Annotated in this window: 17 protein-coding genes and 1 tRNA gene; 14 read left to right on the top strand and 4 right to left on the bottom strand. The window is 46.4% G+C overall.

The window, feature by feature from the left end; genetic code table 11:
• Positions 1-89 precede the first annotated feature (89 nt).
• A tRNA-Thr gene (locus BACCOPRO_RS02420) sits at positions 90-163 on the bottom strand.
• A 299-nt stretch (positions 164-462) separates the two neighbouring features.
• Between BACCOPRO_RS02420 and BACCOPRO_RS02410 the strand changes: the two genes are divergently transcribed.
• The 6 genes from BACCOPRO_RS02410 to BACCOPRO_RS02385 are packed head-to-tail and all read left to right on the top strand — an operon-like array spanning position 463 to position 4,781.
• Positions 463-999, top strand: coding sequence for a DUF4199 domain-containing protein (locus BACCOPRO_RS02410; RefSeq protein ID WP_022278005.1), 537 nt, complete (start codon positions 463-465; stop codon positions 997-999).
• 4 nt (positions 1,000-1,003) lie between these two features.
• Positions 1,004-1,954, top strand: a complete 951-nt coding sequence (locus tag BACCOPRO_RS02405; RefSeq protein ID WP_008140565.1) for a glycosyltransferase family 2 protein — start codon at positions 1,004-1,006, stop codon at positions 1,952-1,954.
• 7 nt (positions 1,955-1,961) lie between these two features.
• Entirely contained in the window at positions 1,962-2,510 is a 549-nt protein-coding gene (locus BACCOPRO_RS02400) for a DUF6452 family protein (protein ID WP_008140563.1), read from the top strand.
• Positions 2,461-3,174 carry a DUF6048 family protein gene (locus BACCOPRO_RS02395; protein WP_008140562.1) on the top strand — a complete coding sequence of 238 codons (714 nt, stop codon included), beginning with the start codon at positions 2,461-2,463 and terminating at the stop codon, positions 3,172-3,174. The genes BACCOPRO_RS02400 and BACCOPRO_RS02395 overlap by 50 nt, the downstream gene beginning before the upstream one ends.
• Before the next feature lie 3 nt (positions 3,175-3,177).
• Positions 3,178-3,753, top strand: a complete 576-nt coding sequence (locus BACCOPRO_RS02390; protein WP_008140560.1) for a manganese efflux pump MntP — start codon at positions 3,178-3,180, stop codon at positions 3,751-3,753.
• Positions 3,754-3,767: 14 nt separating this feature from the next.
• On the top strand, positions 3,768-4,781 hold the full coding sequence (locus BACCOPRO_RS02385) for an FAD:protein FMN transferase (RefSeq protein WP_008140559.1): 1,014 nt from the start codon (positions 3,768-3,770) through the stop codon (positions 4,779-4,781).
• A 118-nt stretch (positions 4,782-4,899) separates the two neighbouring features.
• Here the strand turns inward: BACCOPRO_RS02385 and BACCOPRO_RS02380 are convergent, their stop codons facing one another.
• Complete coding sequence (locus tag BACCOPRO_RS02380) at positions 4,900-5,502, bottom strand: MarC family protein (protein ID WP_040311069.1); 603 nt, start codon at positions 5,500-5,502, stop codon at positions 4,900-4,902.
• A gap of 188 nt (positions 5,503-5,690) precedes the next feature.
• Here BACCOPRO_RS02380 and BACCOPRO_RS02375 point away from each other — a divergent pair, with 188 nt between their 5' ends.
• Genes BACCOPRO_RS02375 through BACCOPRO_RS02350 form a run of 6 tightly spaced genes read left to right on the top strand, consistent with a single transcriptional unit; the run spans position 5,691 to position 11,606 of the window.
• On the top strand, positions 5,691-6,401 hold the full coding sequence (locus BACCOPRO_RS02375; RefSeq protein WP_008140556.1) for a Crp/Fnr family transcriptional regulator: 711 nt from the start codon (positions 5,691-5,693) through the stop codon (positions 6,399-6,401).
• 9 nt (positions 6,402-6,410) lie between these two features.
• The gene (locus BACCOPRO_RS02370; protein ID WP_008140555.1) at positions 6,411-8,447 is read left to right on the top strand and encodes a M3 family metallopeptidase; all 2,037 of its coding nucleotides are present in this window, start codon (positions 6,411-6,413) and stop codon (positions 8,445-8,447) included.
• 17 nt (positions 8,448-8,464) lie between these two features.
• Entirely contained in the window at positions 8,465-8,929 is a 465-nt protein-coding gene (locus BACCOPRO_RS02365; RefSeq protein ID WP_008140553.1) for a DUF4847 family protein, read from the top strand.
• 24 nt (positions 8,930-8,953) lie between these two features.
• Positions 8,954-9,394 (top strand): deoxycytidylate deaminase, encoded by a 441-nt coding sequence (locus BACCOPRO_RS02360; protein WP_008140551.1) that lies wholly within the window; start codon positions 8,954-8,956, stop codon positions 9,392-9,394.
• 3 nt (positions 9,395-9,397) lie between these two features.
• Positions 9,398-11,149 carry a S41 family peptidase gene (locus tag BACCOPRO_RS02355; RefSeq protein WP_008140549.1) on the top strand — a complete coding sequence of 584 codons (1,752 nt, stop codon included), beginning with the start codon at positions 9,398-9,400 and terminating at the stop codon, positions 11,147-11,149.
• Positions 11,049-11,606, top strand: a complete 558-nt coding sequence (locus BACCOPRO_RS02350; protein WP_081446907.1) for a 5-formyltetrahydrofolate cyclo-ligase — start codon at positions 11,049-11,051, stop codon at positions 11,604-11,606. Before BACCOPRO_RS02355 ends, BACCOPRO_RS02350 begins: the two co-directional genes overlap by 101 nt.
• Here the strand turns inward: BACCOPRO_RS02350 and BACCOPRO_RS02345 are convergent.
• Positions 11,593-11,883, bottom strand: a complete 291-nt coding sequence (locus BACCOPRO_RS02345) for a DciA family protein (RefSeq protein WP_008140546.1) — start codon at positions 11,881-11,883, stop codon at positions 11,593-11,595. The two genes, BACCOPRO_RS02350 and BACCOPRO_RS02345, sit on opposite strands and share 14 nt — an antisense overlap.
• A complete protein-coding gene (gene recF / locus BACCOPRO_RS02340; RefSeq protein WP_008140544.1) occupies positions 11,870-12,994 on the bottom strand; it encodes a DNA replication/repair protein RecF in 1,125 nt (374 codons plus the stop codon). Before recF ends, BACCOPRO_RS02345 begins: the two co-directional genes overlap by 14 nt.
• 148 nt (positions 12,995-13,142) lie before the next feature.
• On the opposite strand from recF, the gene BACCOPRO_RS02335 reads away from it, so the two are divergent.
• Both BACCOPRO_RS02335 and ribH read left to right on the top strand, forming a co-directional pair.
• Positions 13,143-13,820, top strand: coding sequence for a tetratricopeptide repeat protein (locus BACCOPRO_RS02335; RefSeq protein WP_008140541.1), 678 nt, complete (start codon positions 13,143-13,145; stop codon positions 13,818-13,820).
• Between the two features lie 153 nt (positions 13,821-13,973).
• Positions 13,974-14,465 carry a 6,7-dimethyl-8-ribityllumazine synthase gene (gene ribH / locus BACCOPRO_RS02330; protein ID WP_008140538.1) on the top strand — a complete coding sequence of 164 codons (492 nt, stop codon included), beginning with the start codon at positions 13,974-13,976 and terminating at the stop codon, positions 14,463-14,465.
• Positions 14,466-14,528 lie beyond the last annotated feature (63 nt).

Genomic DNA, 14,528 nt, shown 5'->3' with positions numbered 1-14,528 from the left:
TCATTGGGGACTTGCACCCGTTAGCTAATACTCATGCCGAGCATACAAAGAAAAAGCGGATACATCCGTTAGATATATCCGCTTTGGAGAGCCTCTTGTCGGATTCGAACCAACGACCCCGAGATTACAAATCACGTGCTCTGGCCAACTGAGCTAAAGAGGCGGGTGGGTAAGCTTGCCATATCGCGCCGCTACAACCAACTACCTTTGCTGCGATCAAGCCCTGGAGGATTCGAAGGGAGCTGGCCGTATGGGACTTACCCGTATGTCTGCCACCGAGTTTTTAACTTTCTATCGTTGTTTCTCGATTGCGAGTGCAAAGGTAGGCATTTTTTTTAAACCTGCAATAGGTTGCAGCAAAAAAATGCGAAAAAAGTTCTTTTTTTATGATTTTTATCCCCTACATAGGATATCAATAAGCGAAAAAACGTACTTTTGCATAATAAACCAATCATGATTGACATGACGAGCAACAAACCAATGACATTACAACAACATGCCATGCGCTTCGGCACGCTGATGGGCCTATTCTGGATACTCAAGTTTATTCTGCTTCCTGTGGGATTCACCATTCCCCTGTTGCAGCTTTTATTCCTTTTACTGACCTTGTTCGTACCGATCCTGGGATATATATATGTACGCAAGTATAGAGAGCGTGAGTGCGGCGGAGAGCTGAATTTCTTACAGGCTTTTGCTTTTACCTCCCTGATGTATCTGTTTGCAATTGTCCTTGTAGCCATGGCACATTATATCTATTTCCGGTTCATCGACAACGGATTCATCGTGAACACTTGTCTGGAACAGCTGGAAAATATCAAATATTCAGTCAGTGGAGAAATGGAAACTTCCGTTGATCAAATGATTGAAGCACTGAATCTGGCAGGAGCCTTGTCTCCCAAACAAATCATGTTCCAGCTTGTTGCACAAAACCTTTTCTACTGCGGGCTGATCACGATTCCGACTGCTCTGCTGGCCACCAAACGTAAAAAACAATTTTAAAATTATGGATATATCGATAGTTGTACCTCTTTATAATGAAGAAGAATCCTTACCGGAACTGCATGCATGGATCGAACGGGTAATGAATGCCCATGGATTCAGTTATGAAATCATTTTTGTCAACGACGGAAGTACGGACCGTTCCTGGCAAGTCATTGAAGAACTGAGCAAACAGTCAGACAAAGTAAAAGGCATCAAATTCCGGCGCAACTACGGAAAATCTCCAGCCTTGTACTGCGGTTTCAAACGTGCACAGGGGGATGTTGTGATCACCATGGACGCTGACTTGCAGGACAGCCCGGATGAAATACCGGAACTTTACCGGATGATTACAGAAGACGGATATGATCTGGTTTCCGGATGGAAGCAGAAAAGATACGACCCTCTGTCAAAAACCATTCCGACCAAACTGTTCAATGCCACAGCCCGTGCTGTATCCGGCATCAAGAATCTGCACGACTTCAACTGCGGACTGAAAGCCTATCGCCGGGAAGTCATCAAGAATATTGAGGTGTATGGAGAAATGCACCGTTACATTCCCTACCTTGCTAAGAATGCAGGCTTCAACCGCATCGGAGAAAAGGTTGTTCATCATCAGGCACGCAAATATGGCAAAACCAAGTTCGGACTGAACCGTTTTGTAAACGGTTATCTGGATCTGCTTACCCTTTGGTTCCTGTCCAAATTCGGCATCAAGCCGATGCATATCTTCGGTTTCTTAGGTTCTATCATGTTTATACTGGGATTCATTGCCGTCATTGTTGTGGGAGCCACCAAACTCTATGACATGTACAACGGGAATCCGTATCGTCTGGTAACCGAAAGTCCGTATTTTTATCTGGCACTGACTACCATGATTCTGGGTACGCAACTATTCCTGGCAGGATTTATCGGTGAACTGATAGCCCGGAATGCTCCGGAGAGAAACAATTACCAAATTGAAAAAGAACTCTGATCCGTCTATGAGAAAGCTACCGGCCCTATTATTCCTGCTCCTCGGGGCAGGATTATTCTTCCCCGCCTGTGAAGTGGAAAACTGTCCGCCCAATGCGCTCTCATATGCTCATTTCACACTGGTTGACCAGTACGGCAGAGAAGTAGCTCTGGCTGATCCAGTCAGTGTATACGGACAAATACAAATGGACGTAACTGTTCATGACACGTTACCCGACGGAAGTATTCAGGAGCGAGTTGTACACGATTCCCTGATCAGCGACACACTGATCAACAGTGAAAGCAACGCCAGCAGTTTCAAACTTCCGCTCAGCTACAACAGTCAGACCCGTTTCGTCATTGCATATCAGGGGCGAAGACCAGACACGGTCATACTGGAGCATCGCAATATTCCTTATTTTATCAATCTGGACTGCGGCACCATGATGTTCCATGAGGTAGAGCATGTTACGTATACCCATCACCAGCTGGACTCGCTTACAATTACTAACCCGAACATAGATAATAATGAAAAAGAGAATTTCAGAATTTATTTCACAGCTGCTGATAGCGAGTAGTCTTCTTCTGATTTCCGCACCTGCAACAGGACAAACTCCTGCCCCAACGAAGGTAAAGAAGAAAGAGAAGAAAGAAACTCCGCTATATCAGGGAACAGCTGTCGGTCTGGAAATAGCGGGATTAGCAAGCCATTTGCTGGGAAGCGACATACTCAGCAGCGAAATACAAATCCAGAGCAACCTGAAAAACCGGTTCCTTCCGGTTCTGGAAATCGGTTATGGAAAAGCTGATGCGGTCAATGACGGAACGAATCTGCATTACAAGACCTCGGCTCCTTTCTTCCGGATCGGAATGGATTACAATATCATGTACAAAAAAACTCATCTGCCGGGATATTTGTATGTAGGCCTTCGCTATGGTATGACTTCTTTCAGTTATGATGTGGACGGACCGGCCATGACCGATCCCAATTACGGAGGTCTCATCGAAGTTCCCTATTCATACCACGGACAAAAGAGCAACGCTTCGTGGCTGGAGGGGCTGGTTGGCATCAAAGTCAAAATCTACAAAAGCTTTTGTATGGGATGGAGCGTACGCTACAAAATGCGCATGAGTGTCAAGAACCATGAGAATTCGGAACCCTGGTACATACCCGGTTTCGGAAAGAATGCCGGAAGCAGCTTCAACCTGATGTATCACCTAATCTATAATCTTCCTTTCTAGATCATGAGTATACTGGAAATCTGGCTTTTGGCAGTAAGCCTTGCCATTGACTGCTTCACCGTTTCTATTACTAGCGGTATCATTCTTCACCGCATCCGATGGGGGATCTTCCTGAAAATGGCTTTTCTTTTCGGCCTGTTTCAGGCAGCCATGCCTTTTCTTGGATGGTTGGGGGCGAGCCGTTTCAATCACCTGATCGAAACGTATGATCACTGGATTGCTTTCGCCTTGCTTGCCTTTCTGGGAATCCGTATGATCCGTGAACATTTCAAGGATGAAGAAGAGCGGAGTTTCGATCCCACCCGAATGAAAGTCATTCTGACACTGGCTGTTGCAACCAGTATCGACGCACTGGCCGTAGGAATTTCTTTTGCCTTCACCGGCTTCCGCACATTGTCCTCCCTCCTCTATCCGCTGACAGCTATCGGAATTGCCTCATTCGTAATTTCTCTGGCCGGAAGTCTGATCGGAGTATTTTTCGGGAAACGCTTCAACCTGCGCGTTGAAATCTTCGGAGGTCTCGTACTGATCGGAATCGGTGTAAAAATATTGTTTGAACATCTATTAGCAAATCATTAAAACCCAACTGAATTATGCCCGCAAACAAAAAACTTAAATGGCAGGTTCCGTTCCTGTTGGTACTGATTGTAGGTACTGTTCTGATCCTTCGGAAGCAGGCTCCTTATCAAACAGACCAGGGACTGGTATTCGGAACCATGTATAAAATCACTTACCAGTACAAAGAAAATCTGAAAGAAGAAATCGAGGCGGAATTACAGAAAGTGGACAACTCCCTTTCTCCGTTCAATAAAAAATCAATTATCACTCACATCAACAACAACACGGACAACACAGTCGACAGTATGTTTACCCGTGTCTTCCTGTTGTCCAAATCAATCTCGGCAGAAACACACGGAGCATTTGATATTACGGTTGCTCCGCTGGTGAATGCCTGGGGATTTGGTTTCAAGCATTCATCCTTTCCTGATTCAACCATGATTGACAGCCTCAAACAATTCATCGGCATCGACAAGATCAATCTGGAAAACGGAAAGATCACCAAGAAAGACCCGCGCGTCATGCTGGATTGCAGTTCGGTTGCCAAAGGCTTTGGAGTAGACTGTGTCGCCCGGCTGTTCGACCGGAAAGGTATCAAGAATTACATGATTGATATCGGTGGCGAATTGTCAATGAAAGGCCAGAATGCCCAAATGGAAACCTGGCGTATCGGTATCAACAAACCGATCGACGACTCTCTTTCCGTCAATCAAGAGTTACAGACCATTCTGGAAATCACGAACGTAGGTATGGCGACTTCCGGCAACTACCGCAACTTCTATTACAAAGACGGAAAGAAATACGCACATACCATCGACCCTCGAAGCGGCTATCCCGTTCAGCACAACATTCTGTCATCAACAGTTGTTGCCCGGGATTGCGCCACAGCCGATGCTTATGCTACTTCTTTCATGGTCCTGGGACTGGATTCAGCCAAAGCAATCTGTGCAGCCCACCCAGAACTGGATGCTTATTTTATCTATTCTGACGAACAGGGAAAAACGAATACTTTCTTCACGGAAGGCATGAAAAAGTATATCAAGAAATAACCTTCTCTTTCTGAGAATCCGATAACAGCAAAAAGGTGTGCGACGCATTACGGAAGATAAACGTCGCACACCTTTTTTATTTAAACTCTGTTTTCAGATATTCCCAATATCCTTTCTTTTATTTCATGGCCTGGAACTGCTCGATCAAAGAAGTCAGATTAGCCGTAAACAACCGGGCAGAGATAGCAAGCAGAATGATACCGAAGAACTTACGAATCACGTAAATACCACCTTTCCCCAGCAAACGTTCGATACGGTCTGTCAGCCTCAATACAATATATACCCACACCATATTGACAATCAATGCCAGCACGATATTCAGCGATGCATACTCAGCCCGTAGAGACAATAACGTTGTAAACGCTCCAGCACCTGCCAGCAAAGGAAATACCAGCGGGACTAATGTTGCCTCCTTTATCGGACCGGTATTTTTAAATATTTCCACATCCAGAATCATTTCCAGCGACATCAGGAAAATAACAAATGCACCTGCAACCGCAAATGAAGCAATATCTACCTGAAACAAACGCAACATTCCGTCGCCGACATAAAAAAAGCCTAACAACAAAGCAAACGCAATTCCTGTCGCTTTGACAGCATTCACCGAACGTCCCTTTTGTTTCAAATCCAAAATAATTGGAATTGAACCTATTATGTCAATTACTGCAAACAATACAATAAAGGCACTCAAGAACTCCTGAAAATTAAATGTTCCCATAATTTACACCTCGTTTTTTACTTACTCTCTGCAAAGATATTACTTTTTTATTCATCTGCAACACTCCTTTTAAACATTATCAGACGGTAAGAAACAATAAAAAAGGTAAAACCAATAAAAAGAATGAATTGAAAAACAGAATAAATGGTTACCTTTGCTTGTTAAAATATAACTTAAAAAGTTAATTAGACATGGAAGAAACAATGTACGATAAACTTTTGCAGCTTCCTCTTTTTCAAGGAATATGCAAGAATGATTTCACTACCATACTAGAAAAAGTTAAATTGCATTTTCACAAATATACACCCAACACCAGCATCGTCAAACAGGGAACAACCTGTAAACAACTGATATTCATCCTGAGCGGTTCTGTACAGTCCGAATCTGCCGACTCCCGTCATTCCTATACAATCGAGGAAACATTTACGGAACCACACGTCATAGAACCCTATTCGCTCTTCGGAATGCATACCAGCTATACGGCTTCCTATAAAGCGCTTACCGAAGTCACCGCGTTGATTATTGACAAATCCTATGTGGTGGCACAATTAAATAATTATGAAATATTCCGGCTGAATTATCTCAACATCCTGAGCAACCGGGCGCAAACCATTTACAACAAATTATGGAATGCACACATCGGAAATACCCGCAATAAAATAATCAATTTCCTGTTGCTGAGATGTGCCAGTCAGACCGGCCCTAAAACTCTCTATATAAAGATGGAAGTTCTTGCCGAACTGATTGATGACACGCGCATCAACGTTTCTAAAGTGCTGAACGAATTCCAGCAACAAGGATTGGCCGAACTCAGCCGAAAGAAAATCATTATTCCGGAGCTGAAACCTTTAGCCGAGGAATATGAAAACTCATTTACTCTTCATTCATTAACTAAAGAATAATCACACCATATGTCAAATCCATTTTTAGAACCCTATCATACTTTACACGATGCCACTCCCTTCGACCGCATCCAGCTTTCAGACTATGAGCCGGCCATGCGTGAAGGAATGCGGCAAGAAGACGAAGAAATCCAACAAATCATAAACAATCCGGAAACACCGACATTCGCCAATACCATCCTTGCACTGGAACATGCCGGTAAACTTCTGGACAAAGTTACAACGGTTTTCTTTAATCTCATCAGTGCTGAAACGTGCGATGAAATGGATGCTATCGCCGAAAAGATGATGCCCGAACTCTCTGAACACGGCAATAACATCAGCCTGAACGAAAAACTCTTTGCACGTATCCGTCAGGTTTATGAAATGCGCAATACGCTGAATCTGACAACAGAAGAGATGAGACTGCTGGAAAAGACTTACGACGGCTTCATCCGGAACGGAGCTAATCTGTCGGATCAGGACAAAGAGACATTCCGGAAAATCAGTATGGAACTGAGCAGCCTTACCCTGAAGTTCTCTCAGAACCATCTGAAAGAAACCAATAAGTTTGAACTCCAGCTGACTGACAAGCATGAACTGGAAGGTCTTCCGGAAAGTGCCATCGAAGCAGCTGCACAGACTGCCCGGGAAAAAGGCAAAGAAGGATGGATCATAACCCTGCAGGCTCCCAGCTATGTACCGTTCATGAAGTACAGCAGCCGGCGTGATCTGCGACAAAAACTGTACATGGCCTACAATACGCAATGTACGCACGATGACGAACTGAACAATCTGGAAATCGTCAAACAGCTGGTCAATCTGCGCATGCAACTGGCTCAGCTTCTGGGATACAAGACTTATGCAGACTATGTTCTCCGCAAACGCATGGCCGAAAACAGCGAGCATGTTTACCACTTGCTGAATCAGCTACTGGAAGCTTATACCCCGACAGCTCACAAGGAAGTGTCCGAGATTGAAGCACTGGCCCACCGTCTGGAAGGAAATGACTTCCAATTGATGCCCTGGGACTTCAGCTACTATGCCGAAAAACTGAAAAATGAGAAGTTCAGCCTGGACGAAGAACTTCTTCGCCCCTACTTCGAACTGAATCAAGTCAAGAAAGGAGTTTTCGGCCTGGCAACACGCCTGTACGGAATCACATTCAAGGAAAATCACGACATCCCGGTTTATCATCCGGATGTACAGGCCTACGAAGTATTCGACAAGGACGGAAGCTATCTGGCCCTGCTTTATACAGATTTTCATCCCCGTGCCGGCAAACGGTCCGGAGCCTGGATGACCAGCTACAAGGAACAGTGGATCGAGGAAAACGGAACCAACAGCCGGCCTCATGTGTCTGTCACCATGAACTTTACCAAACCGACAGAAGACAAACCGGCCCTGCTTACTTTCTCCGAAGTCAATACTTTCCTGCATGAATTCGGACATGCCCTGCACGGAATGTTTTCCAATACCCGTTTCCAGAGCACAAGCGGAACCAATGTTTACTGGGATTTTGTGGAACTTCCGTCACAAATCATGGAAAACTTCGCCATTGAAAAAGAATTTCTTAATACATTTGCCCGTCATTACCAGACAGGAGAACCCATGCCCGAAGAACTGTTGCAGCGCATTATTGATGCCAGCAACTTCAATGTGGCATATGCCTGCCTGAGACAAGTCAGCTTCGGACTGCTTGACATGGCCTGGTATACGCGCGAAACGCCGTTCGACGGAGATGTCAAAGCATACGAAAAAGCAGCCTGGACGCGTGCCCAGGTGCTCCCCCAGCTGGAAGAAACCTGTATGTCCGTCCAGTTCGGACACATCATGTCTGGAGGATATTCAGCCGGTTACTACAGTTACAAGTGGGCAGAAGTATTGGATGCCGATGCATTTTCCGTCTTCAAGGAAAAAGGAATCTTCAATACAGATGTTGCACAATCTTTCCGTGACAATATCCTGTCGAGAGGAGGAACAGAACATCCGATGATACTTTACAAACGTTTCCGCGGCCAGGAACCGACCATCGATGCCTTGCTGAAAAGAAATGGAATCAAATAACTTATACCTTATTATATATGAAAATACTGAAACGACTCATTTATCTTCTCGCCCTCCTGCCGATGATGATGCTGAACAGCTGCGCCGAGGACGATGTCAACGAAATATTTGTCAGCGGCCAATGGGCACTGATCAATTACTATAACAACATTGACTGGGGAGGCAAGCTGAACAATCAGGGAACTCCCCAATACACCAAGCCACAAGATCTGGAAGAACTGCTGGCATATACTATTACATTTGATACAGACGGAACCCTTACAGGTACGCTCAGTAACGGGACCTTCACCGGAAAATGGAAAGCAGACGCAGAAGGACGGACTTTTTCCATCAGCAGCATGAAGACCCCCGACAATCTGAAAGGCAAGGATAAAGAGTTCATCAGTTTCCTCAACGGTGTCAAATATTACAGAGGAGACAGCAAAACTCTTCAACTTGCACCTGAAGGCGCGACAACCTGTATCCAATTTGCACATCCCTGACAACCACTCAAAACAACACTGAAAATGGAAACAAACAACGAAACCAAACAGGAAATACTTGACAAGCGCTATATGCGTATGGCCATGATCTGGGCCGAAAACTCTTATTGCAACCGCCGGAAAGTAGGTGCATTGATTGTCAAAAACAAAATGATTATCTCCGACGGTTACAACGGGACTCCGGCCGGATTTGAAAACGTATGCGAGGACGAACACGGAATCACCATCCCGTACGTTCTTCACGCTGAAGCCAATGCCATCACCAAAATAGCCCGGTCAAACAACAGCAGCGAAGGTGCAACCCTGTACGTTACTGCTTCCCCATGCATTGAATGTGCCAAACTGATCATTCAGGCCGGCATCAAGCGAGTGGTCTATGGCGAGAAATACAGGCTGGAAGACGGACTGAACCTGCTGAAGAAAGCCAACATTGAAATCGTATACATTAATAAAGATGAAGAATAAGCCATGAAAAACAACACTACACGCTTTATCCCATTCCTGCTGGCCGTCTGTCTGGTAGGCGGTATAGCCATCGGAACATTCTATGCCAACCACTTTTCGGGAAACAAGCTAGGCATCATCAACACATCGTCCAACAAGTTGAATGCCCTGCTGCGCATCATTGACGATCAATATGTGGACACGGTCAAGATTGCAGACCTGGTGGAAGAAGCCATGCCGCAAATCCTTTCGGAACTCGACCCCCACTCTTCCTATATCCCGGCTAAGGACCTGGAAGCCGTAACAGCCGACCTGAAGGGCAGCTTCAGCGGAATCGGAGTCCAGTTCACCATACAGGATGACACCATTCATATCAACAGCGTCATTCAGGGCGGGCCGTCTGAAAAAGTAGGCTTGATGGCCGGCGACCGCATCGTAGAGATCGACGACTCAGCCTTTGTCGGTAAGATCGTCACCAACAGCGAATCCATGAAACGCCTCAAGGGAGAAAAAGGAAGCAAGGTCAAACTGGGCATCTTCCGTCCGGGAGAAAAAGACATCCTGCACTTCACCATCGTTCGCGGAGACATTCCGGTCAAGAGCATTGATGCAGCATATATGATCAGTGACAAGTTCGGATACATCAAGGTGAACAAATTCGGAGAAACCACTTACCCCGAACTGCTGATTGCCCTGGCCCAGCTGAGCCAGCAGAACTGTGAAGGACTGATCATCGACCTGCGCGGAAACACCGGAGGTTACATGGCCGCTGCCATCCAGATGGTCAACGAGTTCCTGCCCAACAAACGACTGATTGTCTACACCGAGGGAAGAAAATCTCCGCGCGAAGACTACAGCTCCAACGGAACCGGAAGCAGTCAGAAAATGCCGCTGATCGTACTCGTCAACGAAGGATCAGCCTCTGCCAGTGAAATTTTTGCCGGTGCCATCCAGGACAACGACCGCGGAACCATCATCGGACGGCGTTCGTTCGGCAAGGGTCTCGTACAGCAGCCCATCGAGTTCAGCGACGGATCAGCCATCCGCCTTACCATCGCCCGCTACTACACTCCCTCAGGACGATGCATTCAGAAACCTTATGAAAAAGGAAAAGAAGAAGAATACGAACTTGATCTGCTGACCCGCTACGAACACGGTGAATTCTTCTCAGCCGACAGCATCAAGCAGAACACAAAAGAAATCTACTACACCAGCCTGGGACGACCGGTATACGGAGGTGGAGGTATCATGCCTGACATCTTCGTTCCGCAGGACACCATCGGCATGACCAGCTATTTCCGCATGGCAGACCGACAGGGGCTGACCATCCGTTTCGCCTTCGATTATACCGACAGAAACCGGAATGCCCTCAAGGAATACGATACGGCCGAGAAACTGGAAAGCTATCTGAAAACCCAGAACCTGCTGAACACTTTTGCCAACTGGGCGGAAAAGAAAGGACTGAAGCGCCGCAACAACCAGATCCAGCAGTCGAAGAAACTCTTCGAAATCAGCCTGTATGGAAACATCATCTACAACATGCTCGGGCTGGAATCATATATCGAATATCTGAACCAGACCGACCAGACTGTACAGAAAGCCCTGGAAGTTCTGGAAGAAGGCAAGTCATTCCCGGTAGCTCCGGAACAGCCGGTCACCGCAAAGAAAGAAAAACATGATCAGGGAAAAGAAAAAACAACTGCGCAAATCGATCAGCCAAAAGAAAAAGCTGTATCCGGTCCGGCAACTTACGAAGTGGTCTTCCAGCTTGCTTAGCAAGCTGGAGAATCACCCGGCTTTCCGGCAGGCACATACCATTCTGCTCTATTACTCCCTGCCCGATGAAGTGCAGACGCATGAATTCGTAGAGCGATGGAGCCGGGAGAAACAGATCATCCTGCCCGTTGTCAAAGGCGACGAACTGGAACTGCGCCAATATACAGGCCCTCAGGATCTGCAAAAGGGAAGTTTCGGTATCGAAGAACCTACCGGCGAACTGTACGATACCCCCGAACAGATTGAACTGACCATTGTTCCGGGAGTTTCCTTCGACCGCAACGGCAACCGGCTGGGACGGGGAAAAGGATACTACGACCGCCTGCTGCCACAGCTTCGGTCTTACAACATCGGCATTTGCTTCGGCTTCCAGCTGAGCGAAGAGATTCCGTCGGAACCTCTGGACCGCGTGATGGATGAAGTGTGGACCGAAGAAGGAAAAGTCAGCAGAAAATAATGTTCACGATTACCTGCGAACCGACTTGTGCATTCAGGTTACGAATCAGGAGCTGGCGTCCCATCGACAACTCCTGACGAAGAACCGATGAAGACAAATGTACATAAAGCGTCTGGTTACGGATATAAAGATTCGTGGTATATTTCGTGATGGTCGGTCCCACCACATCTTTCCAGGCCTCCACCAGCCGATACTCATTCAAGGGAGTTTCCAGTCCCTGCTGACGCAGCAGCTGACGGATCACGTCTCCCACCTGTTCCGTATTATTCCGCTTCATAAGTATCCTCCCCTCTTTCATTAACCATACCGTTGTCCACTTCGAACAGCTTGTAGTCTCCTTCTATTTTCTTCAGGATCTTGTCCAGATGATCCCGGTTGGTATCCGTGATGAAAATCTGTCCGAAACTGTCACCGGCCACCAGCTTCACGATCTGCTCCACGCGTGAAGCATCCAGCTTGTCGAAAATATCATCCAGCAGGACAATCGGTGTGGTATGACTTCCCGTACGCTTCAGGAATTCAAACTGCGCCAGCTTCAGAGCAATGAGATACGTTTTGTTCTGTCCCTGCGAACCTTCCCGCTTGATGGGAAAGTCTCCCAGCTGCATGATCAGATCGTCCTTGTGTACACCTTTCAGGGAATATCCCATGATGCGGTCCCGCTGACGGCTGGCAGCCAGCAGTTCCAGCAGGTTTCCTTCCGCCGCATGCGATTCGTAGGCCAGGCTCACCTGCTCGCGGCCCTGAGAAATATAAGAATAATAAGACTGGAACACCGGAATGAACTCATCAATAAACTCCCGGCGCTTGCGATAGACCACCTCACCGGAAGCAGCCATCGCCTCTTCCCAGACAGCCATCAACTCCTCCTCGGGTTCCACTTCAGCCTTCAGCAAAGTGTTTCGTTGCAGCAAAGCCTTGTTATAACGGATCAGCGCGTCCAGGTATTCACGGTCGAACTGCGAAATCACCACATCCATGAAACGGCGGCGTTCTTCACTGCCGCCCGCAATCAGCAGAGAGTCGGCTGGCGAAACCATCACCAGCGGAATCAGACCAATGTGATCCGACAGACGCGTATACTCCTTTTTATTCCTCTTGAACTGCTTCTTCTGCCTTCGTTTCAGCCCGCAGTAGACCTCCTCCGGATCTCCGTCATCCGTCTCATAAAAGCCCTGCACAACGAAAAAGTCCTGGTCATGACAGATATTCTGCGAATCAACGGGATTCGTCGCACTCTTGCAGAACGACAGATAATATACCGCATCCATCAGATTGGTTTTTCCCATACCATTCCGTCCGATAATGCAATTCATTTTACGTGAAAAAGCAAGATCCACTTGCTCCAGATTCTTATAATTTAATATCGAGATGCGTTTAAGCCACATAATTAAGTCCTTGTTTGAAGCACAAAATTAACAATAAAAGCAAGATTGGGAAAAAAACCTGCCCGCAAATTTCATTAATACATTTAAATAAATTACTTTTGCTGTCCAAAATAGGATTACCCACGAAATAATAAAAAAGAATATAAAAATGACTGAACAAAAACATCATCACGACCCATTGAATGTTGATGAAGCTCTCAGCACTTCAGAAGCATTCCTGATCAAGTACAAAAATGTTTTACTGGGAGCCGTTGCGGCACTGGTTATCGTAGTTTGCGGTTATCTGGGATACAAACACTTTATCTCTGAGCCCAAAGAAGCAAAAGCATCTGAAGCCCTGTTCAGAGGCGAACAGTATTTCGGTGCAGAAAGCTATGAACTGGCCCTGAACGGTGACAGCCTGGGATATGCAGGTTTCCTTAAAATCGCTGATGAATTCAGCGGAACAGCAGCCGGAAATCTGGCAAACGCATACAGCGGTATCTGCTATGCACAGCTTGGCAAATATGAAGATGCCGTGAAATACCTCGACAAGTTCAACGGCAAAGACCAGCTCGTTGCTCCGGCTATCCTGGGAACCATCGGTAACTGCTACGCACAGATGGGACAACTGGACAAGGCAGCCGCCACACTGATCAAGGCAGCCAACCGCGCCAACAGCCTTTCATTAAGCCCAATCTACCTGATTCAGGCCGGACAGATCTTTGAAAAGCAAGGCAAGAATGCTGAAGCCGTAGAAGCTTACAAGCAGGTCAAGAACAAATATGCCAACTCATATCAGGCAATGGACATTGACAAATACATCGAACGCGCTTCACTGAAATAAGAAACGCCCGATGCCTGAAGGCCGCTGACTTCCCGCAACCGGAGAAACAGAGGCCCGTTACACGGATTAACACGGAATATTCTTATCCTTCCCTGTTAATCCGTGTAATTATAATCAAACCACAGATTCTAAAATTTAATTACTATTATCACCATGGCAACAGCTTATCACAATCTTTCTGATTACGACTTCAATTCAGTTCCCGATGCATCAGGCATGCGTTTCGGAATCGTTGTATCCGAATGGAACAGCAACATCACCGGTGCTCTGATGAAAGGAGCCATTGACACTCTGAAAAAGCACGGAGCAAAAGACGAAAACATTCTGGTACAAACCGTACCGGGCAGCTTTGAACTGACTTTCGGTTCTGCCCAAATGATTAAAAGCGGAAAAGTCGATGCAGTAATCGCTATCGGATGCGTTGTACGCGGAGATACCCCTCATTTTGATTACGTATGTGCCGGAACGACCCAAGGCATAGCTCAGTTGAATGCAACCGGCGATGTACCAGTCATTTACGGTCTGATCACAACCAATACCATGCAGCAGGCAGAAGACCGTGCCGGCGGCAAATTGGGCAACAAAGGAGACGAATGTGCAATTACTGCAATAAAAATGATCGATTTTATTTGCAAGTTAAAATAAAAATCGTACCTTTGCAACGCAATTGAGAAAGGCAATGTTGAAAAGCTCTTCTCAATTGCAAAA

The sequence above is a fragment of the Phocaeicola coprophilus DSM 18228 = JCM 13818 genome (assembly GCF_000157915.1).
GTDB classification, from domain to species: Bacteria; Bacteroidota; Bacteroidia; order Bacteroidales; family Bacteroidaceae; genus Phocaeicola; species Phocaeicola coprophilus.
This window is presented reverse-complemented; position numbering and strand designations above follow the sequence as displayed.